A 22,771-nucleotide genomic window follows, 5' to 3' on the forward strand; every position below is an offset into this window, starting at 1 on the left:
TAAACGATGCGCGGATGTGAGACACACGCGGGATGGCTCCAGCATACCCATGCGTCGGCTTGTCGGCCAGCCGTGAAACCTCTGGCAACACCCCTGTAACGGGCATTTCAAACAAGCGTATGTTTTTTCATTGACAGCTACCCGTCATCCTCATAACCTCGCCACAACCTTCAACGTACCGGGATGACGCGGACGTGGGCAGCATCTACTTGATACGACATGGCCAGGCCTCCTTTGGTGCAGACGACTATGACGTCCTGTCGCCGACCGGTGTGCGTCAGGCAGAAATCCTCGGTCAGCACCTCGCTGAACTGGGCATCAGCTTCGATCGCTGCCTCGCCGGTGACCTGCGTCGCCAACAGCACACGGCCACCAGCGCGCTGGCGCAATACGCCGCCAAAGGCCTGCCGGTGCCGACCCTGGAAACCGATTCTGCGTTCAACGAATTCGATGCCGACGCGGTCATTCGTGCGCTGCTCCCGGACATGCTGGCGGACGAGCCGGAAGCCCTCGACATCCTGCGCAACGCCGCACAGAACCGTGGCGAATTCCAACGGATTTTCGCCTTGATCATCGAGCGCTGGCTGGCCGGCACTTTTGACACCCCGGGGCTGGAAAGCTGGCTGGGTTTCGTCGAACGGGTTCAGGCCGGGTTACACCGAATCCTTGAACAGGCCGGCGACAAACAGAAAATCGCCGTGTTCACCTCCGGCGGCACCATCACCGCCCTGCTCCACCTCATTACGCAAATGCCTGCCAGACAGGCCTTTGAATTGAACTGGCAAATCGTCAACACCTCGCTCAACCAGCTGAAGTTCCGCGGTCGCGAGGTGGCTTTGGCCTCCTTCAACAGTCATGCACACCTGCAGCTGTTGAAGGCACCGGAACTCATCACTTTCCGCTGAGTCCGGTTAACTGTGAACCTTGCTGTAATCAACCCATAAGGATCGAACCATGACCTCCGTAGCCGATGCCGTAAAAGAAATGCAAGCCAAGTTCAACCCAGCCGCTGCTGCCGGTCTGGATCTGGTTTTCGGTTTCAACATCACTGACGAAGACAAGCAGTACTCGCTGATCGTCAAAGACGGCACCTGCGATATCCAGGAAGGCGAGAACCCGGACGCCAACTGCACGCTGGTACTGGATAGCGAAACCCTGAAAGGTATCGTCAGCGGCGAAACCGACGGCATGCAGGCTTTCATGGGCGGCAAACTGCGCGTTGAAGGCGACATGATGCTGTCGATGAAACTGTCCGAGCTGTTCCCGTCGTAATAGCGCGTTCAGTGACACAAGAATCCCGCCCCCAGTGGCGGGATTTTTGCGTTTCGGCCCTGTAGGAACTGCGGCACGCTGCGATCTTTTGATCTGGCTTTTTAGAACGCAAAGTCAAAAGATCGCAGCCTCGTTTCACTCGACAGCTCCTACAGGGTTACCCGGTGAACGAAGCGGCCAGCAACTCTCGGGTATACGGATGCTGCGCGGCATGAAACAGCGCATTCGTCTCGCCACGCTCCACCACCTCACCGTCCTTCATCACAATCAAGTCATGGGCCAACGCGCGCACCACCGCCAGGTCGTGGCTGATGAACAGATAGGTCAAGCCGTGTTCCGCCTGCAAACGCCGCAATAACGCGACAATCTGTTTTTGCACCGTGCGATCCAGTGCCGAGGTCGGCTCATCCAGCAGGATCAAGTCAGGCTTGAGCACCAGCGCCCGGGCAATGGCGATGCGTTGCCGCTGACCACCGGAAAACTCGTGGGGATAGCGATGGCGGGTGGCCGGATCAAGACCGACTTCACGCAGCACATCGATCACCGCCCTCTCACGCTCATCGGCGTTCAAATCACTGTGCACCTGTAAACCTTCGGCGATGATCTGCTCCACGCACAAACGTGGACTGAGGCTGCCGAACGGATCCTGAAACACCACTTGCAGACGTTTGCGCAGCGGCCTGAGTTGCTTGCCGCTCAAGTGCTCCAGCGCCTCGCCCTGAAAGCGGATGCTGCCCTGGGCATCCAGCAAACGCAGAATCGCTTGGCCCAGCGTCGACTTGCCAGAACCGGACTCGCCAACAATGCCCAGGGTTTTGCCGCGCTGAAGATTCAAATCAATGCCGTTGACCGCGTGCAACCAAGACTTCGCGCGCAGCCAGCCACCGCCCAAACGGAAGCGCACATTGAGATCGCGCACCTCCAGCAAATCCTCAGCGGGTTCCCGACACAACGCCTCGCCACCCGGCTCGGCGTTGAGCAACTCAATGCTGTAAGGATGCTGCGGCGTGCTGAACAACTGTTCACAAGGCGCCTGCTCGACGATCAATCCTCCACGCATGACTGCCACCCGCTGAGCGATATTGCGCACCAGATTCAGATCATGACTGATGATCAACAGCGCCATTCCCAGGCGCTCCTGCAGTTCTTTGAGCAGCAACAAAATCTTGCGTTGCACGGTCACGTCCAGCGCAGTGGTCGGCTCGTCGGCAATCAAAAACTGTGGCTCGCAGGCCAGCGCCATGGCGATCATCACCCGTTGTCGCTGACCGCCCGACAATTGATGCGGATAAGCCTTGAGCCGTTCGCGCGGACGTTGAATGCCCACCAGTTCGAGCAATTGCACAATTCGCTGACGCGCCGCCGCCCCGGCCAGCCCCTTGTGCAGCGCGAGGCTTTCGCCCAGTTGCCGCTCAATCGTGTGCAAAGGGTTCAGTGAGCTCATCGGCTCCTGAAAAATCATCGCGATGCGGTTGCCACGCAATTGGCGCAAGTAGCGCTCATGTACGCCAAGCAACTCCTCGCCAACATAGCGGATGCTGCCATCAATCTGCGTGATGGCCGGGTCAAGCAATTGCAGAATACTGTGCGCCGTCACCGATTTACCGGAGCCGGATTCCCCGACCAGCGCAAGACATTCGCCGGGGCGGATATCAAGGTCGATGCCGTGCACCACAGACTGGCCATTGAAGGCGACGCGCAGGTCGCGTATTTCGATCAGATGTTCGGGCATATCAAGTCCTCGGATCAAACGCATCGCGGCAGGCTTCGCCGATGAATACCAGCAGTGAAAGGATCAGCGCCAAGGCAAAGAACGCGGTCAGGCCAAGCCACGGTGCTTGCAGATTGCTTTTGCCCTGACCGATCAACTCGCCCAGCGAAGCGCTGCCGGCCGGCATGCCGAAACCGAGAAAATCCAACGCCGATAACGTCGCGATCGCCCCGGTAAGAATGAACGGCAGGTAGGTCAGCGTCGCGCTCATGGCATTGGGCAGGATGTGCCGAACGATCACCTGCGCATCGCCCACCCCCAGCGCGCGTGCCGCTTTCACATATTCCAGGCCACGGCTGCGCAGAAACTCGGCCCGCACCACATCGACCAGGCTCAACCAGGAAAACAGCGCCATGATCCCCAGCAACCACCAGAAATTCGGCTCGACGAACCCGGACAGAATGATCAGCAGGTACAACACCGGCAGCCCCGACCAGACCTCCAGCAAGCGCTGACCGATCAGGTCGACCCACCCACCGTAGTAGCCCTGCAATGCCCCGGCGGCGATGCCGATCAGCGCACTCGCCGCGGTCAGCGCCAAGGCAAACAGCAGCGATACACGTGTGCCGAAAATCACCCGCGCCAGCACGTCGCGCGCCTGATCATCAGTGCCCAGCCAGTTGTCGCCACTGGGCGGACTCGGTGCCGGCTCCGTGAGGTCGTAATTGACCGTGTCGAACGCGAACGGGATCGGCGCAAACCACAACCGCCCGCCCTGCCCCTCGATCAATTGCCGCACCTGCGCGCTACGATAGTCCGGTTGAAACGGCAACTCGCCGCCGAAATCCTGCTCGGTGTAACGCTTGAACGCCGGGAAATACCATTCGCCCTGATACGTCACCAGCAGCGGTTTGTCATTGGCCACCAACTCACCGCCGAGGCTCAGGCCGAACAGCGCGAGAAACAGCCACAACGACCACCAACCACGGCGATGCGCCTTGAAGCGCGCCCAGCGGCGCTGGCCGATGGGAGATAATGTCAGCATCAGGCAGCCCTCGCGGTGAAGTCGATGCGCGGGTCGACCAGCGTGTAGCAAAGGTCGCCGAGCAGTTTTATCAGCAGGCCAAACAGGGTGAAGATAAACAGCGAGCCGAACACCACCGGATAATCGCGCGCGACTGCCGCTTCATAACTGAGGCGGCCGAGACCATCGAGGGAAAAGATCACTTCGATCAGCAACGAGCCGCCGAAGAACACCGTCACCAACGCTTGCGGCAAACCGGCGACGACCAGAAGCATCGCGTTGCGAAACACATGGCCGTACAACACCTGCCTTTGGCTCAGCCCTTTGGCGCGCGCGGTCACCACGTACAGGCGCGAGATCTCGTTGAGAAAGCTGTTCTTGGTCAGGATCGTCAACGTGGCGAACCCCCCAATGACCAAGGCAATCACCGGCAGCACCAAATGCCAGAAATAGTCGGCCACTTTGGCCCACGGCGACAGCTCGGCGAAGTTGTCCGAGACCAGCCCGCGCACCGGAAACCAGTCCAGCGCCGTGCCACCGGCAAACACCACGATCAGCAGCAGCGCGAAAAGGAATCCCGGCAACGCATAGCCGATGATGATCGCCACGCTGCTCCAGACATCGAACGCCGAGCCGTTATGCACAGCCTTGCGAATGCCCAGCGGAATTGACACCAGATAGGTGATCAACGTCGCCCACAGGCCCAGCGACAAAGTCACCGGCAGCTTCTGCCAGATCAGTTCCGTGACGCTGGCACCGCGAAAGAAACTCTGCCCGAAATCCAGTCGCGCATAGCTTTTGAGCATCAGCCACAAGCGCTCGCTGGCGGGTTTGTCGAAGCCGTACTGACGCTCGATATCGGCCACCAGTTTCGGGTCCAGCCCCCGGGTGGCACGAGACTCGCCACCAACAGTTTCGACATGGCTGGAACCCACCGCCGCGCCGACGCCAATGCCCTGCAAGCGCGCGATGGCCTGCTCGACCGGGCCACCGGGCGCGGCTTGCACGATAACGAAATTGACCAACAGGATCGCGAGCAAGGTCGGCACGATCAGCAGCAGACGCCGCAGGCTATAGCCCCACATGGCTGTACTCCTTGGGCATCTGCGCTGATGTCAGTGCAGTCGGGCTGATTTCCCACCAGGTGTCGAGACCGGCGTCGTAGAGCGGGGCAATCGCCGGTCGGCCGAAGCGGTTCCACCACACTGTGGAAATTCCCGGCGGGTAATAGTTGGGTACCCAGTAATAGCCCCACTGCAACACCCGATCCAGTGCATGAGCGTGGCGCAGCAGACTCTGGCGATTGTCGGCCTGCACCAGCCCTTCGAGCAGTGCATCGACTGCCGGATCGCACAGCACCATGTAATTGTTCGAGCCGGGGTCAGCGGCGCCATCGGAGCCGAAGTAATTGAACATCTCGCGCCCTGGCGCCTGACTCACCGGGTAACCGGCGACGATCATGTCGTAGTCGCGATTGCGCACGCGGTTGGTGTATTGCGCGGTGTCGACCTGGCGGATATCAAAGCCGATGCCGATCTGCGCCAGGTTGCGTTTGAACGGCAATAACAGCCGTTCGAAACCTTTCTGGCCATTGAGAAAGGTAAAGTGCAGAGGTTCGCCATTGACGTTCACCAACTGATCGCCCTGAGGTTTCCAGCCAGCGGCTTCGAGTAGCTTCAGTGCCTGCAACTGTTCGCTGCGGACGTTGCCGCTGCCGTCGGTTTTCGGTGCTTCAAACACCGTGGTGAACACTTCATCGGGAATCTGTCCGCGCAACGGTTCCAGAATCTTCAGCTCTTCGGCATCCGGCAATGCAGTGGCCGCCAGCGCGCTGTGGGAGAAGTAGCTGCGCTGACGCAGGTACATGTTGCGCATCATCTGCCGGTTGCTCCATTCGAAATCCCAGAGCATGGCGATTGCCTGGCGCACGCGACGATCCTGAAACGGCGGTTTCTGCAGGTTGAACACAAAGCCCTGCGCGCCTTGCGCAGCACCGGGTGCGAGGTGTTCACGAAGCAATTTGCCTTGCTCGAGTGCAGCGCCCGCGTAGCCGATGGTGAAACTGGTGGCGGAAAACTCGCGGTTGTAATCGAAGCCGCCGGCCTTGAGCACCTGCCGTGACACGTCGGTGTCGGCGAAGAACTCCACACTCAGTTGATCGAAGTTGTAGAGGCCGCGAGTGATCGGCAGATCCTTGGCCCACCAGTCCTGTACCCGTTGAAATTTCACGCTGCGCCCGGCATCTACCGCGCTGATGCGATACGGGCCACTGCCCGGCGGAATCTCGAAACCGCCGCCCTCGGCGAAATCACGTGTCCGCCACCAATGTTCGGGCAGCACCGGCAGTGTCGCCAGGTCCAGCGGCAAGGTGCGGCTGTCGTTGTTCTTGAAGAGGAAGCGCACTTGCGTCGGCGACTCGACGATGACCTCGGCGACATCGCGAAACTGCTGGCGGTATTTGAGGCTGCCCTGGGTGATGAACAGGTTGAAGGTGTAGCGCACGTCTTCGGCGGTGATCGGTGTACCGTCGTCGAAACGTGCCTTTGGGTTCAGGTAAAAACGCAGCCAGCGGCGATCCGGATCGAGCTCCATCTGCTGCGCCACCAGACCATAGACGCTGTAGGGTTCGTCCTTGCTGCGATAGGCCAGTGGCGCGTAGAGCCAGCCATCGATGTCGGCCACACCAGTGCCTTTGTCGGTGTAAGGAATCAGGTGATCGAACGGGCCGCTTTCCAGGGAAGACCGGCGCAGGCTGCCGCCCTTCGGTGCGTCGGGGTTGGCGTAGGCCAGGTGCTGGAAGTCGGGGGCGTATTTGGCGGCTTCGCCGTAGACGGTCAACGCCACTTGCGGGGCGGCCAAACTGAACGGCGTTAAAAGCGCACATGCGCTGAACAAAATAAGCCTTGAGAACATGGGCAGATCCTTTTACACGTTGCTGCTACTGGCCTCTTCGCGAGCAGGCTCACTCCTACAGGGTCTGCGGTGAACACAAATCCAATGTAGGAGTGAGCCTGCTCGCGATAGCACCAGAACAGTCAACACACATCCTGCCTACCTGTGATGTGCAACAGGCCGGCGATTTTTATAGAGCAGGCTTTAGATCAATAACTGACTAAAATCCGCACCAACTGCGAAAACCTGGTCTGTAGGAGCTCCCGAAGGCTGCGATTTTTTGCCGTTGGAAGATCATCAGATCGCAGCCTTCGGCAGCTCCTACAGGGCTCGATTCAGAACTTGTAACTGACCCGCGTGTACAGCGTCCGCCCAAACGGATCGCCATATTTGGGGTCGTAGCCGCTCTGGAACGTGTAGGTCTGATTGCTGAACGGTGGTTCGCGGTCAAACAGGTTTTTCGCGCCGAGGGTCACGCTTAAGGTCTTGCGCCAGGTGTAGGTGCCAGCCAGATCCCAGACGTTGTACGAGCCGACGTAATCGTGGGTGTCGCGATCGGAGTCGTGGTAACCGCTGGTGTAGCGGTTGGTCAGGGCCGCGCCGAATGGGCCGTAATTCCAGCTGCCGGTGAGGCTGTGCCGCCAGCGCGCCACGGCGCCCGCCGAAGCAAAGTCGCCGCCACGGAAATCACCCAGCTTGTCGATGTAATCGCCCTTGAGTTGTTGCTGGTAGTCATAGCGGGTGACGTAAGTGCCTTGCAGGCCAATGCCGAAATTACCGTACGGCGTGCTCGGCAAGCGATAGTCGAAGCTGACATCGACGCCATTGGTCTTGATCTTGCCGAGGTTGGCCAGGCCGGTGACGATATGATCGATGGAGCCATCCGGCTTGCGCACCAGGCGATCGGGGTACAGCTCAGGATTCTCGAACACCGCCGATTCCGGGAACTCGGCAATCTGGTTGGCGATGTCGATCCACCAGAAATCCAGCCCGGCAGTCAGGCGTTCGAACGGCTGGTAAACAAACCCAAGGGTGACGTTGCGCGCGGTTTCCGGGCTCAGGTCGGTATTGCCGCCGCTGGTGCGATTGAACTGCTGTGCGCAGTCGCGGTTGGCAATGCCGCCATTGCTCGGATTACCGCCCGCGCACAAACGCGGATCGTTGTAGTTGGCGTTGGTAAAACTGGTAAAGGTCGGGTTGTACAACTCATACAACGACGGTGCGCGGAACCCTTCGCTGTAGGCACCGCGCACTACCAATTCCTTGAATGGCTGGAAGCGGAACGAGTATTTCGGGTTGGTGGTGCTGCCGAAGTCGCTGTACTTGTCATGGCGTACGGCCGCAGACAATTCGAGGCTGTCGAGCACCGGCACGTTGACCTCGGCGTACTCGGCCGAGACGCTGCGATCCCCGGCGACGCTGCCATTCGGATCAACGCCGAGGCTTTGCACATCGCCGGCAAATGCTGCGAAATCCTGATGGAAGTCTTCCTTGCGATACTCGCCGCCCAGCGCCAACGCCGAAGGGCCGGCACCGAACCAGTCGCCGATTTCACGACTGATGCGCCCGTCGATGGCCTTCACCCGCCCTACCGCCGTGGCGTAATCGCCGTCCACCGCGTTGGCCGCCAACAGCGCCGAACCGGCAGCCGTCTGCGGGCCGAACGGGTTGATTACGCCATTGGCAATACCGGTGCTGACGGCACGGTCATTGACGTAGCCGTCCTGAATGCTGTTGATCACTTTGTTCTGATTGTATGAGGCGCCGAGGTTGTAATCCCAGCCGACCAGCGTGCCGTCAAAATTCAGCAGCAAGCGCTGACTGGTGTTGTCGTCTTCGTGCTGACGCGCGCCGACGGCGGTTTCGCGCCAGTTCACGTCGACCGGTTGCGTCGGATCGAGGGCGAAACCGTTCGGCCCGGGGGTGATGCCGTTACCTGGATAGAACGCCGTGCCGGGGTTGACCTGATTGCCCATCAACGTGCCGGGGCCGATTTGCGTGCGGTTTTCGTTACGCGCCCAAAAGTATTCGAGACTGACATTGTGATCGTCGGACAGCTTGCCGGTGGCTTTGGCGAAGGCCGAAGTCTTCTCCGTTTCCGGCACCAGATCGAGGTAATTCCACAGGCTCTGCCGGCAGATGCCGTTGCGCGTCAGCAATCCCGGTGCGTTGCAGCCGGAGCCTGCCAAAGGATTGGTAGCGTTACTGCCCTGACTCCAGTTGGCCGGCGAGGCGGTGCCGGAGGTGTAATCGAGTCCGCGGTTCGGCTGATAGTTGTAGGTGTAACCCCGGTCTTCAGCGGCCAGGCGTTGCTGTTTGTCATAACTGACCACGCCGAACACGTTGAAACGATCATCCTGCAAATCACCGAAGCCCCAACTGCCGCTGAAGTTACGACTTTCACCGCCACCCGAATGGGTTGGCGTGTCGTAGTTGGTGCTGATCTGCCCTTCGGTCAGGCTGGTCTTGGTGATGAAGTTGATCACCCCGCCAATCGCATCGGTGCCGTACAGCGCCGAGGCGCCATCACGCAGCACTTCCACGCGGTCAATGGCGGCGAACGGAATGGTGTTGAGGTCGACACCGGAGCCGTTGATCGCATTGGTGGCGTTGTTGCTCAGACGCCGGCCGTTGAGCAGCACCAAGGTCTTGTTCGCGCCGATGCCACGCAGATCGGCATAGGACGCCCCGCCACTGCTCGACCCCACCGAACGCCCCGAGCCAACCGAAGACTGGTTGGCAGAAATGCGACTGACCAGCTCCTCGGTGGTGGTGACGCCCTGCTCGCGCAGCTCTTCGACGCGCAGGATGGTCACCGGCACCGCCGTTTCTGCATCGACCCGGCGGATTGCCGTACCCGTGACTTCGACACGCTGCAGTTGAGTGGTCGGTTCGGTTGCCGTGCTATCGGCGGCGATGGCCGGCAGCGTATTGATTGCCAGCAGCAAGGCCAGGCTCAAAGGTGATTTGACGGGTGAAAACTGAATCATGAACAGCCATCCCTGCGTTTTGGTTTATGCAGGGATGTGCGATGACGAATAAGGATTTATAGAGGGCGATTTAGACTGTTGGGTGCTGAGGTTATGCAAAAAAAAGCCATGCCTCGATATCAAGCCGATGCCATGTCCCTCAGCAACCGTGTATCCAGACCAAAACGTTCTTGAGAGACCATTTTGAACTGCCCCTCTGCGAGGTCGCAGCTCACCAGCAGATTCCACGAGTGGCGAGTTGCCGCCGAGGGAATCAGGACAAACGGATGTTCATCCAGTAATGCGTCGGCAAACCGCTGTTGATTGGGCGACGGCCACGCGGGACTCAACCAGTACGGATTCGGCACCTCTTCGGGCTGAACGACTTTGACCCGTGCATCGCCGATGACCTCAAAGCACGTCAGCACATAAGGCTCTCTGTCCAGTGCATCAAAACTGTTATTGGCTGCCACCTCCAGAATGGCCGAGGACGGGTCGACAGATGCATAGACGACTCGCCGGCCAGGCGCATTCCATCGACCGCCCTTCAGTTTTGGACCCATCCCGCTGTCCCACGTGTCTCCGTAGGCCTCCTGATCCAGGCGCCAGCCATACCAATGTCCTTCCCAGGGCAAGGGATTCATGGGTAACCCCCGTACAGGACCCGACACAAGTATTGCTCGACCATCTGGAAGCCCAGTGGATGACGGGTCAATTCCAACGGCACGTAGCCGTTAAGGTAAGGGGTCGACTTCTGCATCCATATTTCCGCCTGTGGCAGCCCCCCGAACGCCCGAGTGGCCATCTCCAGCACCAGCGCATATTGGTAGGCGACGACACTCTGTTGCGAGTCAAGCCGTACCGGTTTGCCTTCCTTCAACAGCCGCTGCACGGTTCTGACAGATTTGCCGGTGATGCGTTTGACCATGTCTTCGCGCAGGTACATTTCGGAAGTTGAAAGCATGTTGACGACGTCGCTCAGCTCAAAGCCCTCGTCGGTAAGGCGGACAATCAGCATGGCATCATCACCGAGGTCCTGGCCGTGCACGAGCAAATCGACAGGTTTTCCCTCGGCCTTCTTCAGCACCGTCAGCCGGGGTGCTTTTGATGTGGGCATCGCGACATCCTCCATGGGGCATCTGGCGCGATCGTCGATCCAGAAGTTGCGCAGGGAATAAACAGGGGTTTCATGTTCGATGTGTGGGGTACGCATAATAGATCCTTGATCTGGGAGCCTGAGCGTTCAAGCCGCTCAGCGACTTCAATGTCAGGTCCGATGCTATAGATCGCGCTTCCGACGACCAACCTGAAAAGGTCGTCGGAAATATCCCCTGTTTGCCGCAAAACCCGCCGTTTTCCGTAGGACGTAAAACGCGAAATGCCTGCCATCATCCGCCGAAGTGATAACTCACATCCAGCCACCACTGCCGTCCGTACGGGTCATAGTTGCCGGTCGGGTAATACGGCCAACCCGCCGAGTCATCGTGTTTGATCTGATTGAGCACGTTGTTCACGGTCAGCCCGACACTCGCCCGGTCATTGAGTTTGTAACGCGCACTGGCGTTGAACACCGTCCACGGCGACAGACGTCCGTCACCCGCGCCGTTAGTGACCGAGCCGTAACGAATGCCCATCAGTGTCGCCGTGGCTTTCTGGTAATCCCAGGTCAGGCTGGCGTTGACCTTGCTGCGCCAGTCGTAGTTGGTGCGTGAAGTGCGCCAGTCTTGCGTTGGCGCCTCTTCCGATTCCTTGTAGTAGTGCGACAGCACCAGGGTATAGCCCAGCGCCGAACTGAACGCGCCGTACTGCCCGGCACCCCAGCGGATATTGCTCTTGAAGTCCAGACCACTGACCCGCTCGCTGGCGGCGTTGATCGCATTGACCCGAACGCGCTGCAACTGGTTGGGATCGACCGCGGCATTGCCAGCGTTGCGATCGATGCGCGCCAGGGTCGATTGGCAATTGGCCGAGTTGATGTCCTGCGTGCCATTGCGGCATTCGTTCTCTTGTTGCAGCAAGCGGTTTTCATCGACGGTGGTCAGCAGATCATCGATCTCGACGCGCCAGAAATCGGTGGAGAAATCGAAATTGCGCGACGGTGACCAGACGAACCCGTAGGTCCACGATTTGCCACGTTCGGACTCCAGATTAGCGGTGCCGCTCTGGGTGTAATCGACCCGTCCACGATCACACGCGCCCTCCACGCCCTGGCTGCAACCGTAGTAATCGATCTGCGCCGGATAGTAGCCGTTGCTGTCGGATTGATAGATGTAGTTCAGGTCCGGCGCACGGAAACTGGTGCCATAACTGCCGCGCAGCAACAGGCTGGTCACCGGGCGCCATTCCAGCCCGAGGTTGTAGGTTTTCTGCTGCTCGGTGCGGCCACTGAACTTGTATTGATCCCAGCGCCCGGCGGCGGTCGCCAGCAATGTGTCGGTGACCGGAATACTGAACTCGCCGCCCGACGCATAACGCTTGCGCGAGCCACCGGAACTTTGCTGTGGGCTCACGCCGTAAAAAGTGCCGTCGTTAAGACCATCGTCCGGGTCAACGCGATACTCCTGCTTGCCCGCCTCCAGCACCCCGGCGAATCCCACGGGCCCGGCCGGAAGATCGAACAGATCACCGTTGACCGAGGCGTTGTAACTGGTCGACACCGATTTGCTGCTCTGGGTCAGGTTGCCGCGAAACTGTTGCCATTCCTGCGGTGTCAGCGGCCGGTCGAGACGCGAGGCATCCGGAGCAAACACCGGGTAACCGCCGCTGACACCGAGTTGAGGGCCAAGGTAGAAATCCTGAATCGACGACAGTGGCGTATAACGCGTGGTCCTGACGCTGCGATATTCCGAACGATTGGCCGCCAGATCGTAGCTCCAACCGGTTTCGGCGATCTTGTCCGAGACGCCGAGGGTGCCGGTCCACGAGGTATCGCGCCACTTGCTGTTGTTGCTGGTGCGCCCGCCAATTTCTTCCTCACCGAAACGGCGATACCAGCGCTCCAGATTGCCGCTGTTCTGGTTGATGAAGTCCGGTGAGGTGAAGGTCGGCCCGCGCGTGTTGTTCTGGATGTGGTCGAGGCCGTACATCAAGTCGGCGAAGACCTGGCCGCTGTCGCTGAAATGCCAGGTGCCACGGGTGTAGCCGTCGTAGTTTTCCTTCTGGGTCTGCACGGTCCAGTAATCGTTGTACATCTGGTCGGTGCGGCAGCGCCCGCCGCTGTTGACCAGTTTGTTGTCGAAGGTGCCCTGATAAGCACCGCAACCCGGTCCCAGATAACGACTGTTGCTCAGGTCGCGGCGGTAACCGACGTCCGCCAGCGGGCCGTTTTGCATAAAGCCACGGTCATCGGCCCAGATCGGATCGCGGTTAGTCAGCTCCAGACCGAACAAGCCGTCAAAATCCCCCCAACTGCCGCCGCCGCTGATCTGCAAGCGCTGGTTGTCACCGCCGCCGCGCTCACTGGTGCCGCCCTTGAGGTTGACGTCGACGCCGTTGATCTTGTCCTTGAGGATGATATTGACCACCCCGGCAATCGCGTCCGAACCGTAAATCGCCGAGGCGCCGCTGCTGAGAATTTCGATACGTTCGATGACTGCCGACGGAATATTCGCCAGGTTGGTGAAGTTGACCTTGCCGTCGTACGGCGTCGGGTAGTCGGCGACCCGGCGGCCGTTGATCAGCACCAGCGTATGGTTCGGGCCGAGGCCGCGCAGGTTGAGTGCGCTGGCCGCCGGTTGCCAGGTGTTGCCGTAATCTTCGCCTTGGGTCATGCCGGTGTTTTGCGTTTGTGTCGCCAAGGCGTCGTAGACGTTTTTGTAGCCGCGCGCTTCCATTTCTTCGTGGGTGATGACGTTGACCGGTGTGGCGCCATCGCTCTGCGCTCGGGCGATGCGTGAGCCAGTGACGGTGACTTTTTCCATGCGGTAATCGGCGCTGGTGACCGGCGCCACGGCGGTGACTTTCGCCGGCGCTTCGGCCGCGCGAACCGTTAAACCCTGGGCGCTTTGTTCGACTTGCAGACCGCTGCCGAGCAAGGCCTTTTCCACTGCCTGACGACCGCCCAAAGCCCCGCGCACCGCCGCACTGCGTTTGCCTTGCACCAGTTGCTGACTGAAGGAAATCGGTACGCCGCTCTGCCGCGAGATGTCCAGCAGCACTTCGTCGAGCGGCCCGCTGGCAATGTCGAAGCTGAACAGTGCAGCTGCCGGCTCCTGGGCAATCGCCAGCAATGGGCTGAGGCCCATCGCCAACGCAGCGGCGAGGGTCAATCGAGGTAATTGTTGTTTGATTGAGAACATCGAAGGGTTTCCCTGTTGGAGGCATCTGCAGGGAATGAGCAGCGGGCCGGCGCTTTTTATAGGGCGGCGATTAGGCCAAGAAGTTATGGGTTTATAACCGCGCGTCGATGCTGACCCAGTACGGGTTGTGCCACGTGACGCGAATTGGCAGCGAGCGCTCCAGCAGTTGCAACGTGCGGTCGCTGTCGTCGAGCGGATAGAGGCCGCTGAGGCGCAGATCCGCAACATCGGAACTCAGGTGCAAGATGCCGCGCCGGTAGCGGCGCAGGCTGTCGATGACCTCGCGCAGAGGCCGGTCGCGCACTTCCAGGCGACCTTGCACCCAGGCACTTTCCTGACCGTTGCTGCGTTCCAGCGACAACAGTCCGGCGCCGTTGAACAACAGACTTTCGCCTGCCTGCACCACTTGCCGCGCGCCACCGGTAGTGACCACCTCGACCTGTGAATGAAGCATCACCAATCGCGTCGCCTCCTCGCTGTACTGAACGAGAAACTTCGTCCCCAGCGCCCGCATGCGACCGTGCTCGGTCTCGACCACAAAGGGTCGCGTCGGCTCTTTCGCTACATCGACCAGCAACTCACCGCTGCGCAATGCGAGCAACCGTTGTTGACTGTCAAACAAAGGCACCACACGACTGCGCGCATTGAGCGTCAGCGCACTGCCGTCCGCGAGGGTGAAGTCACGTCGCTCGCCGGTCCCGGTCGACAACTCCCCCGCCTCCGGCAGCCAGCCGTAACGCCGCCCTAGCAACCCGGCCAACAGCGCAATACCCAGCACACTCAAACTGCCGCTGATAAAGCGTCGACGACTCGACGGTGCATTGAGGCTGTGCAACAAACTGCCGCGCGGCACGCTGCGCAGGCTCGGGTTGCGCAGCAAATTCAGGCCGCCGCCCATTTGCTCGATGACTTGCTGATGGCGTGGATCGGCGCCCCGCCAGGCCTCGAACGCGGCGCGCTCAGCCGTGCCCGCCTCGCCCGACTGCAACAACGCCAGCCATTGTGCCGCCTCGTCGATCACTGCCTCGTCCGGCCTCATGCTTGCATCGCCTGATAGCAGCGCTTGAACGCTTCGACCATGTATTGCTGCACGCGACTGGTGGACACCCCGAGGCGCTCGCCGATCTCGCTGTAGGTCAAGCCGTCGAGTTGATGGTAGAGAAACGCCGCTTTGGCTTTGGCTGACAGCCCATTGAGCAAGCGATCGACCGCCAGCAGCGCTTCGATCACCAGCGCCCGTTCTTCCGGAGACGGGTGCACCGGCTCGGGCGCCAGCGCCAGGCTTTCCAGATAGGCGCGCTCAAGGTCCTGGCGCCGCCAGCCTTCGTAAACCAGCCGCCGGGCGATGGTGGTCAATAGCGCGCGTGGCTCGCGAATGGCTGTGGGATCCGGCAGCGCCAACACCCGCAGAAAGGTTTCCGATGCAATGTCTTGCGCACTGTGCGGACAACCGAGCGTGCGGCCAACGGCAGCGCACAGCCAGCGATAGTCCTTTTGGAACATCTGCCCGATGATCTGGTAATGCGGGTTGTGCCCACCCATGCCTTGCTCCCTGAAACGGGTCCCACCCGCTGCGAAAAACCATCGTTCTGCCGGGATCGTCCGGCTCTGATCAGGCGCGACTGTGCAATAGCCTCGAAGACATTTGAAGTAATAAAAAATCAGCACAAGCAAACCATTGAGCATAAGGCGCTTGGTCGCCGCAGAAACATTGGCTGACAGAACGTTGACCTCGATCACTGGCGCGTGGGTGGTCACTGATTAATCTCGCGGCTCAATCGAAGGCCAGGGACGGCTCACCGAGAGCCCACGGCTTAACCCACTCAAGGAAGAGCAAGCATGCGACCACTCAACATCATTCTGCTGTCGTCGGCCTTCAACGGCCTGACCCAACGCGCCTGGCTGGAACTGCGCGAGGCCGGGCACTCGCCCAGCGTCGTGCTGTTTACCGATGAACAAGCCGTATGCGAACAGATCGAACACAGCGGCGCCGATCTAGTGATCTGCCCGTTCCTCAAGGACCGCGTGCCGCAGGCGCTGTGGAGCAACACCGAACGGCCGGTGGTGATCATTCATCCGGGCATCGTCGGCGATCGCGGCGCGAGTGCCCTCGATTGGGCGATTACCAACGAGTTGCCGAACTGGGGCGTCACTGCGCTACAAGCGGTCGAAGAAATGGACGCCGGCCCGGTGTGGGCCACCTGCGAATTCAACCTGCCGGCGGGCCTGCGCAAATCCGAGCTGTACAACGGCCAGGTCAGTGATGCGGCGATTCGTTGTATTCGCGAAGTGGTGGAGAAATTCATCGAAGGGTTTGAACCGGTTGTCCTCGACTATGCCGATACGAAAGTACGCGGACGCTTGCAGCCGAACATGAAGCAGGTCGACCGCAGCTTCAGCTGGCACGATTGCGCACGCTTCATCAAACGCTGCATCGATGCTGCCGACGGCCAGCCCGGCGTGTTGGCGAGCCTCGCTGGCGGTCAGTATTACGTCTACGACGCGCACCTGGATTCGCGCAGCGGCGTGCCCGGCGAGATTCTCGCGGTGCATGACGATGCGGTGCTGGTCGCCGCCGGTGATCAAAGCCTGTGGATCGGCGCGCTACGGCGCAAACCGCAACCTGGCGAAGAGACCTTCAAGCAACCGGCGCGGCACGTGCTGGCCGGGCAACTGGCCGAGGTGCCTGTGCTGGACTGGTCGATCGCCACGCATCCGTTCAGTAACGAAGCCTATCAACCGATCCGCTACCGGGAATCCGGCATCGTCGGTGAGCTGACCTTCGAGTTCTACAACGGCGCCATGAGCACCGAGCAGTGCCAGCGCATGGTCGCCGCGCTGCGCTGGGCCAAATCCCGTGATACCCAGGTGTTGTTGATCAAGGGTGGGCGCGGCAGTTTTTCCAACGGCGTGCATTTGAACGTGATTCAGGCCGCGCAGGATCCTGGCGCCGAAGCCTGGGCGAATATTCAGGCAATCGACGATGTCTGCGCAGAACTGCTGACGGCCCGGCAACTGGTGGTCAGTGGCGTTACTGGCAACGCCGGCGCCGGTGGCGTGATGCTCGCACTGGCGGCCGACATCGTCTTTGCCCGCGCCGATATCGTGCTCAATCCGCATTACAAGAGCATGGGCTTGTACGGCTCCGAATACTGGACCTACAGCCTGCCCCGCGCCGTCGGCCCGGCAATGGCCGAGCAATTGACCCAGGCTTGCCTGCCGGTAAGCGCGGTGCAGGCGTGGCAACTGGGCATGGTTCAGGAAATCGGCCCGCGCTGCCCGGACGAGTTTGACCTGTGGTTGCTGCAACGGGCCAACAGCGTGGTGAGCGATCCGACTTACGCGGCGGTACGCGAGCGCAAGGTGCGGGTTGATCAGGTGTTGATCCAGCAGTGCCGTGAAACCGAGTTGCAGGAGATGCAGGAAGACATGCTGTACAACCGTAATCAGTTTGCCGAGAAGTGCCGAAACTTTGTCTTCAAGCGCAAGGTGTGTGGCACGCCGGCGCGGTTGATTGAAGATTGGGCGCGGGTGCGGTTGACCGAGTTGGCCAGTTGATTTTGGCGGTGACTGCTTTCCCCTCACCCTAGCTCTCTCCCAAGGGAGAGGGAACCGAGCCGGGGATATTGGCGATCTTCACCGACCTGAGGGTCTTGCTCTGAATTCATAATCGACACGGTCTTTCAGGTCGATGTATGACGCCAGACACCTCGGTCAGTCCCCTCTCCCACCGGGAGAGGGTTAGGCGGGCGGCGATCCGATGAGGGGCTTTTGCCTTTACAATGCCCGTCACCTCAAACACCGGCCCGCCCATGGACATCGATCTCGCTCGCACCTTTCTGGAAATCGTCCGTCACGGCAGTCTCGCCGCGGCGGCGCAGAAGCTGTTCGTCACGCAAACGGCGATCACCGCCCGGGTGCAAAAACTCGAAAGCCAGCTGGGCAGCACGCTGTTCGTGCGCAACCGCGCCGGGGCGAAACTGACGCCCAATGGCGAGGCTTTTGTGGTCTACGCCAATCAACTGGTGCAAACCTGGGAAGCCGCGCGCCGCGACCTGCCGCTGCCCGAGGGCTATCACAACGTGCTGCACATCGGCGGCGAAGTCAGCCTGTGCAACCCATTGATGCTCAGTTGGGCGGCGGAACTGCGCGAGAAGATTCCCGGGCATGCCCTGCGCATGGAAATTCGCGACGGCGAAAACCTCCTGCGCCAGCTCGAACTCGGTGTGCTCGACGCCGCGCTGGTCTATCAGCCGGAATACTGGCCGGGTTTGCAGGTCGAGCAAGTGCTGGAAGAAAAACTGATTCTGGTGCGCGCCCCCGATCGTCCCGATCCCTACGTCTACATCGATTGGGGCCCGGACTTCCGCCGCCAGCATGACGCCGCCCTGCCGGAAAAAGCCAAAGCGGCGCTGAGTTTCAACCTCGGCCCGTTGGCCCTGCAATACATTCTCGAACATGGCGGCAGCGGCTACTTCCGCACCCGCGTGGTCCGCACGTATCTGGAAAGCGGCGCCCTGGAAGCGGTGACCAAAGCCCCGGAGTTCGGCTATCCGACTTACCTCGTCTACTCACGTGATCGCGATTCGGCGACGCTGCAGCAAGCCTTCCATCTGCTGCGCGAAGTGATCCGCACCGATGATGACTGGTCGCAACGCTGGAACCCGCTGAGCTGAAGCGGCGGCTTCACAGCCGATCATGGCGCATGTGCCATTGAGGTCCGGCCTGCACATACGGCCGGATCGGCTAATCTGCCGGGTACAACAACAATCCCGCAGGTGATGCAGTGAGGCAGACCACCGAGGCATTTCGCAGCCGCTATCGTGCGGCCATTCATCCGCTGTACAACCCGTGGCTGCACGGCGCCTTCGTGCTGCTGTTCGGTGTGTTGGCCGTTGGTGGTTTCTGGAGCAGCGTGCAGCAGGTCAGCCTGCTGGAATGGCTGACGGTGCCGTTAACCCTGCTGTTTTTCAATTTCGCCGTGTACATGGTCCATCGTCATCTCGGCCACCACAAAAAGACCTTCGCGAAAATGTTCTACGCCCGGCATGCCGGCGATCATCACAGTTTCTTCACCCCCGGCCACATGACCTACGACAGCGCCCGCGACTGGCGAGTGATTCTGTTCCCCGCGTGGCTGATCGTGCTGCACACACTGCTGATCACCCTGCCGTTGTGGTGGCTGATCGCACAGGTAAACGCCAACATGGCCGGGTTGTTTGGCGGCTGCATGGTCCTCGGTTATCTGACTTACGAGATATTCCACGCCTGCGAACACCTGCCGCCACACAACCCGCTGACCCGCCTGCCGTGGATCCGCCAGATGCGCCACTTGCACGAGCTGCATCACCGCCGCGAGCGCATGCAGGAGCGCAATTTCAACATCGTTTTGCCGTTGATGGACTACCTGTTCGGCACCCTTTACCGGGAGCCGGAAATCACCCCTTTGAGCGATTCGAAAATGCCCATGACCCACCTGCAACACCCGATCGATATCGCTGGTGAACCCATCGCCGTGCTGGCCTATGCCGCCAGTGTCAGTCGCTGGCCGGAGTGGCACCCCTCGTCGCTGAAAATCGACGGTGCGCAAGGCCCGTTGCATGCCGGCGCGCGCTTCGAAGAGGACATTCATGCCGGCGGGCGCGCGGGCCATTTGCGCTGGGAAGTCACCGAATACCTGCCCGGCCGGCGCTGGTGCGCGCGGGCGCAGGGCGATCATGGTTTGTCGCTGCTGCTGACCTATGAATGCAGCCCCGAGGGCAGCGGCACGCGTTTTGTGCGCACGCTGGATTATCGCTTCGACGGACTGGGCATGCGCATCGCCAATCGCTTGCTGCTCAAACGGCGCATCGAGCGCGAATCCGCCGCATCGATGCTGGCGCTGCGCGACATGGCCGCCCGCTACCTGGCCTCGGCGAGGGCCAGCGCGTGAAGCTGAGACATCTGCTGTTGTTGCTGGTCCTCATCGTCATCGGCTTTTTATTGTTGATGCCCACCAAGGTCGAACCCGTGGCCTGGACGCCGCCGCCAGCGCCATCGCTGACAGAAGGTCTCTACGCCGAGAACCAGAAACTCAAAGCCGCAGCGCAGGTCGGGCCGAGCGACATCGAAGGGCCGGAAGCATTGCTGCTGGAAAGTGACTTCCTGATCACCGGGCTGCACGACGGCCGACTGATCCGCACCAGCCTCGACGGCCAGCAACGCAAAGTACTCGCCGACACCGGTGGCCGCCCGCTGGGCCTGGCCCGGCATCCGAACGGCATGCTGGTGATTGCCGACGCGGTCAAGGGTTTGCTGTCTCTTGATGCGCAGGGTCAGTTGGTGCCTTTGACCACGGCGGCCAATGGTCTGGCGTTCGGGTTCACCGATGACGTCGCCATCGACAAGTCCGGGCACTACGCCTATTTCAGCGATGCCTCCAGCCGCTGGGGCTACGGCCATGACGGCGAAGCAATCATCGAGCACGGCGGCGATGGACGCCTGCTGCGCTATGACTTCCAGAGCGGCAAAACCAGTGTCCTGCTAGACAAGCTGGAGTTCGCCAACGGCGTGACCCTCGGCCCGGATGACGCCTATGTGCTGGTCAACGAAACCGGCGCCTATCGCATCAGCCGCTATTGGCTGACCGGGCCGAAAGCCGGCACTCACGACCTGTTTATCGATAACTTGCCGGGGCTGCCGGACAACCTGGCGTTCAATGGCAGTAATCGGTTCTGGGTGGCGTTGTATGCGCCGCGCAATGCTCTGCTCGACGATACCGCCGGGCATCCGCTCGTGCGCAAGATGATCGTGCGGGCGTTGGCGGTTTTGCCTAAGCCGGTGGAGAAGCGCGGGTTTGTCCTGGGGCTGGATCTGGAGGGCAAGGTGATTGCCAATTTGCAGGATGCCAGCAGTGGCAATTACTCGCCGATTACCACGGTGCGTGAGTATGGGCCGTGGTTATATTTTGGCTCGTTGAAGGCGACGCATATGGCGCGGATGCCGTTGGATGTGGCCCTGAAGTGAATCTGGCAACTTTGTGGTGATTGCGCTGACGCCTTCGTCGGAACGCCGCCCGGAGCAGGCTCGCTCCCACAGGGTTATTTGCTGACCACAGCATTTGGGCTCAACACAATCCACTGTGGGAGCGAGCCTGCTCCGAAGGCGGTCTGTCAGTTGCTGGACTTGTCGAACTTGTCCGGATCTTCGTCTTCGGGCAGATCCTCATCCGGCTCTTCGGGATTGGCCGTGGTATGTGCCGGGCTGTTCGGTTCGGGATGCGTGGGAACCGGGTCGAATGCGCCCTGCTCTTCACTGGGGAATTTGGGATCGTTCATAAGGCACCTCGCAATGAGTCGGATGGAAGACTCTGTACATTCGAGGTGCCGGTCGTGGCAGTCGTTCCCGTCAATCCGCAACCGCAGGTCGGCGGATCAATGGCGAATCAGGACGGCGCCTGCAAATGGCTGACGATTTCGTCTTTGACCTTCAGGCGCCTCTCTTTGAGCTTTTTCAATGCGTCGTCGGTGGGAGCATCTGAGGTGGCCGTTTCGGCTTTGACCACATCGGCGTCGGCTTGGGAATACTTGTTGATCAGTGAATCCAATCGTGGATCCTGGGTGCGTTTTTGCTGGATCTCTTCCTTCGTGTAACTCAAGTCCTGAAACAGGTCATGGGGAACCGGCATGGAACACCTCCGTCAGTTGATCGGCTGGCCAACGCGACCGATTGCGCTGGCCAGTTATCAGAATGGCCTCGGTTGCACGGTTCTGTCGACCACCTGTCAGACCAGCGGTGCCCGTTCGTCGCCCTGTCGCAAATGCGATCAAACCTTTGCTCGCCGTGTTCCCTCCATTGGTTAACACCAACAAAAACTGCGTGGAGATACACCAATGGACGGATTCAACCTGCGTCATCTGGTTCTGGCTGTCGCGTTGAGCAGCGGCATGGGCAGCGCTTTCGCTGCGACTGACAATGACTTCGTCGATAACGCCGCTGCCGGTGGTATTGCCGAAATCGAAACCAGCCGCCTCGCCCTGGAAAAAAGCCAATCGGCTGACATCAAGGCCTTCGCCAATATGATGATCACCGACCATGGCAAGGCCAACGATGAGCTGGCGACCATTGCCAAAGCTAACGACATCGAAGTCCCGGACACCACGACATTGGTCAAACAGGCCAAGGAAAAAATCCTCGAAGTGCGTGATGAGTCTTTCGACGCGGCGTACGCCAACAATCAGGTGAAGGCGCACGAAGAGACCATCGAGCTGTTCAAGAAACAAGCCAATACCGTGACGGATGACAAGGTCAAAGGTGCGACGGAACTGAAGGCGTTTGCGCAGAAAATGTTGCCGGCGCTGGAGAAACACCTCGCCGCCGCCAAAGAATTGCAGGCCAAGCATCCGAGCAAGTAAAAAGCTTTACCCTCACCCCAGCCCTCTCTGATCTGGCTTAATGATTCTGGACACCCCTAAAGGGCGTTAATCTACGCCCAACGACGAGGTGTGATTTGACCAGACGATATTTTTCGACAGATTTCAAACGGGATGCGGCTTGCCTGGTTTTGGATAAAGACTATTCGGTTAGTGAAGCCTGCGAAGCAATGGGCGTGGGCCCTACAGCTCTG

20 protein-coding genes are annotated in these 22,771 nt (G+C 60.2%); 8 read left to right on the plus strand and 12 right to left on the minus strand.

What is annotated here, in order from left to right; all coding sequences use genetic code 11:
- Nucleotides 1-194 precede the first annotated feature (194 nt).
- Together CKW14_RS25645 and CKW14_RS25650 are read left to right on the plus strand one after the other, a co-directional pair.
- Entirely contained in the window at nucleotides 195-905 is a 711-nt protein-coding gene (locus tag CKW14_RS25645; RefSeq protein WP_095047836.1) for a histidine phosphatase family protein, read from the plus strand.
- A 49-nt stretch (nucleotides 906-954) separates the two neighbouring features.
- Entirely contained in the window at nucleotides 955-1,272 is a 318-nt protein-coding gene (locus CKW14_RS25650) for an SCP2 sterol-binding domain-containing protein (RefSeq protein WP_095126376.1), read from the plus strand.
- A gap of 157 nt (nucleotides 1,273-1,429) precedes the next feature.
- Here the strand turns inward: CKW14_RS25650 and CKW14_RS25655 are convergent, their stop codons facing one another.
- The 10 genes from CKW14_RS25655 to CKW14_RS25700 all read right to left on the minus strand — a co-directional run bounded on the left by CKW14_RS25655 (nucleotide 1,430) and on the right by CKW14_RS25700 (nucleotide 15,708).
- Nucleotides 1,430-3,004, minus strand: a complete 1,575-nt coding sequence (locus CKW14_RS25655) for an ABC transporter ATP-binding protein (RefSeq protein ID WP_095126377.1) — start codon at nucleotides 3,002-3,004, stop codon at nucleotides 1,430-1,432.
- A gap of 1 nt (nucleotide 3,005) precedes the next feature.
- Nucleotides 3,006-4,028, minus strand: coding sequence for an ABC transporter permease (locus CKW14_RS25660; RefSeq protein WP_095047838.1), 1,023 nt, complete (start codon nucleotides 4,026-4,028; stop codon nucleotides 3,006-3,008).
- Nucleotides 4,028-5,092 (minus strand): microcin C ABC transporter permease YejB, encoded by a 1,065-nt coding sequence (locus CKW14_RS25665; protein ID WP_095047839.1) that lies wholly within the window; start codon nucleotides 5,090-5,092, stop codon nucleotides 4,028-4,030. Before CKW14_RS25665 ends, CKW14_RS25660 begins: the two co-directional genes overlap by 1 nt.
- Entirely contained in the window at nucleotides 5,079-6,920 is a 1,842-nt protein-coding gene (locus CKW14_RS25670; protein WP_095047840.1) for an extracellular solute-binding protein, read from the minus strand. The genes CKW14_RS25665 and CKW14_RS25670 overlap by 14 nt, the downstream gene beginning before the upstream one ends.
- Before the next feature lie 314 nt (nucleotides 6,921-7,234).
- Nucleotides 7,235-9,889 carry a TonB-dependent receptor gene (locus CKW14_RS25675; protein ID WP_095047841.1) on the minus strand — a complete coding sequence of 885 codons (2,655 nt, stop codon included), beginning with the start codon at nucleotides 9,887-9,889 and terminating at the stop codon, nucleotides 7,235-7,237.
- Nucleotides 9,890-10,008: 119 nt separating this feature from the next.
- Complete coding sequence (locus tag CKW14_RS25680) at nucleotides 10,009-10,512, minus strand: RES family NAD+ phosphorylase (RefSeq protein WP_095047842.1); 504 nt, start codon at nucleotides 10,510-10,512, stop codon at nucleotides 10,009-10,011.
- Entirely contained in the window at nucleotides 10,509-10,985 is a 477-nt protein-coding gene (locus tag CKW14_RS25685) for an antitoxin Xre/MbcA/ParS toxin-binding domain-containing protein (protein WP_175555704.1), read from the minus strand. The genes CKW14_RS25680 and CKW14_RS25685 overlap by 4 nt, the downstream gene beginning before the upstream one ends.
- 271 nt (nucleotides 10,986-11,256) lie before the next feature.
- The gene (locus tag CKW14_RS25690; protein WP_095126378.1) at nucleotides 11,257-14,166 is read right to left on the minus strand and encodes a TonB-dependent receptor; all 2,910 of its coding nucleotides are present in this window, start codon (nucleotides 14,164-14,166) and stop codon (nucleotides 11,257-11,259) included.
- 91 nt (nucleotides 14,167-14,257) lie between these two features.
- Nucleotides 14,258-15,205: a FecR domain-containing protein gene (locus CKW14_RS25695; RefSeq protein WP_095126379.1), complete on the minus strand. Its 948-nt coding sequence runs from the start codon at nucleotides 15,203-15,205 to the stop codon at nucleotides 14,258-14,260.
- On the minus strand, nucleotides 15,202-15,708 hold the full coding sequence (locus tag CKW14_RS25700; RefSeq protein WP_064120628.1) for a sigma-70 family RNA polymerase sigma factor: 507 nt from the start codon (nucleotides 15,706-15,708) through the stop codon (nucleotides 15,202-15,204). Before CKW14_RS25700 ends, CKW14_RS25695 begins: the two co-directional genes overlap by 4 nt.
- 297 nt (nucleotides 15,709-16,005) lie before the next feature.
- Between CKW14_RS25700 and CKW14_RS25705 the strand changes: the two genes are divergently transcribed.
- The 4 genes from CKW14_RS25705 to CKW14_RS25720 all read left to right on the plus strand — a co-directional run bounded on the left by CKW14_RS25705 (nucleotide 16,006) and on the right by CKW14_RS25720 (nucleotide 21,171).
- Nucleotides 16,006-17,724 carry a hydrogenase maturation protein gene (locus CKW14_RS25705; protein WP_095126380.1) on the plus strand — a complete coding sequence of 573 codons (1,719 nt, stop codon included), beginning with the start codon at nucleotides 16,006-16,008 and terminating at the stop codon, nucleotides 17,722-17,724.
- Nucleotides 17,725-17,978: 254 nt separating this feature from the next.
- Complete coding sequence (locus tag CKW14_RS25710; RefSeq protein ID WP_007912548.1) at nucleotides 17,979-18,842, plus strand: LysR family transcriptional regulator; 864 nt, start codon at nucleotides 17,979-17,981, stop codon at nucleotides 18,840-18,842.
- A 110-nt stretch (nucleotides 18,843-18,952) separates the two neighbouring features.
- Nucleotides 18,953-20,098, plus strand: coding sequence for an SRPBCC family protein (locus CKW14_RS25715; protein ID WP_095126381.1), 1,146 nt, complete (start codon nucleotides 18,953-18,955; stop codon nucleotides 20,096-20,098).
- On the plus strand, nucleotides 20,095-21,171 hold the full coding sequence (locus tag CKW14_RS25720; protein ID WP_095126382.1) for an SMP-30/gluconolactonase/LRE family protein: 1,077 nt from the start codon (nucleotides 20,095-20,097) through the stop codon (nucleotides 21,169-21,171). The genes CKW14_RS25715 and CKW14_RS25720 overlap by 4 nt, the downstream gene beginning before the upstream one ends.
- Before the next feature lie 146 nt (nucleotides 21,172-21,317).
- Here the strand turns inward: CKW14_RS25720 and CKW14_RS30060 are convergent, their stop codons facing one another.
- Together CKW14_RS30060 and CKW14_RS25725 are read right to left on the minus strand one after the other, a co-directional pair.
- Nucleotides 21,318-21,482 carry a hypothetical protein gene (locus CKW14_RS30060; protein WP_007912545.1) on the minus strand — a complete coding sequence of 55 codons (165 nt, stop codon included), beginning with the start codon at nucleotides 21,480-21,482 and terminating at the stop codon, nucleotides 21,318-21,320.
- Between the two features lie 107 nt (nucleotides 21,483-21,589).
- Entirely contained in the window at nucleotides 21,590-21,832 is a 243-nt protein-coding gene (locus CKW14_RS25725; protein ID WP_095047849.1) for a YdcH family protein, read from the minus strand.
- 205 nt (nucleotides 21,833-22,037) lie between these two features.
- Here CKW14_RS25725 and CKW14_RS25730 point away from each other — a divergent pair, with 205 nt between their 5' ends.
- Together CKW14_RS25730 and CKW14_RS30595 are read left to right on the plus strand one after the other, a co-directional pair.
- Complete coding sequence (locus tag CKW14_RS25730) at nucleotides 22,038-22,559, plus strand: DUF4142 domain-containing protein (protein ID WP_095047850.1); 522 nt, start codon at nucleotides 22,038-22,040, stop codon at nucleotides 22,557-22,559.
- Between the two features lie 95 nt (nucleotides 22,560-22,654).
- A partial coding sequence (locus tag CKW14_RS30595) for a transposase (RefSeq protein ID WP_371857732.1) occupies nucleotides 22,655-22,771 on the plus strand: 117 nt, incomplete at its 3' end.

This window comes from Pseudomonas sp. Irchel s3a12 (assembly GCF_900187485.1).
GTDB classification, from domain to species: domain Bacteria; phylum Pseudomonadota; class Gammaproteobacteria; order Pseudomonadales; family Pseudomonadaceae; genus Aquipseudomonas; species Aquipseudomonas neuropathica.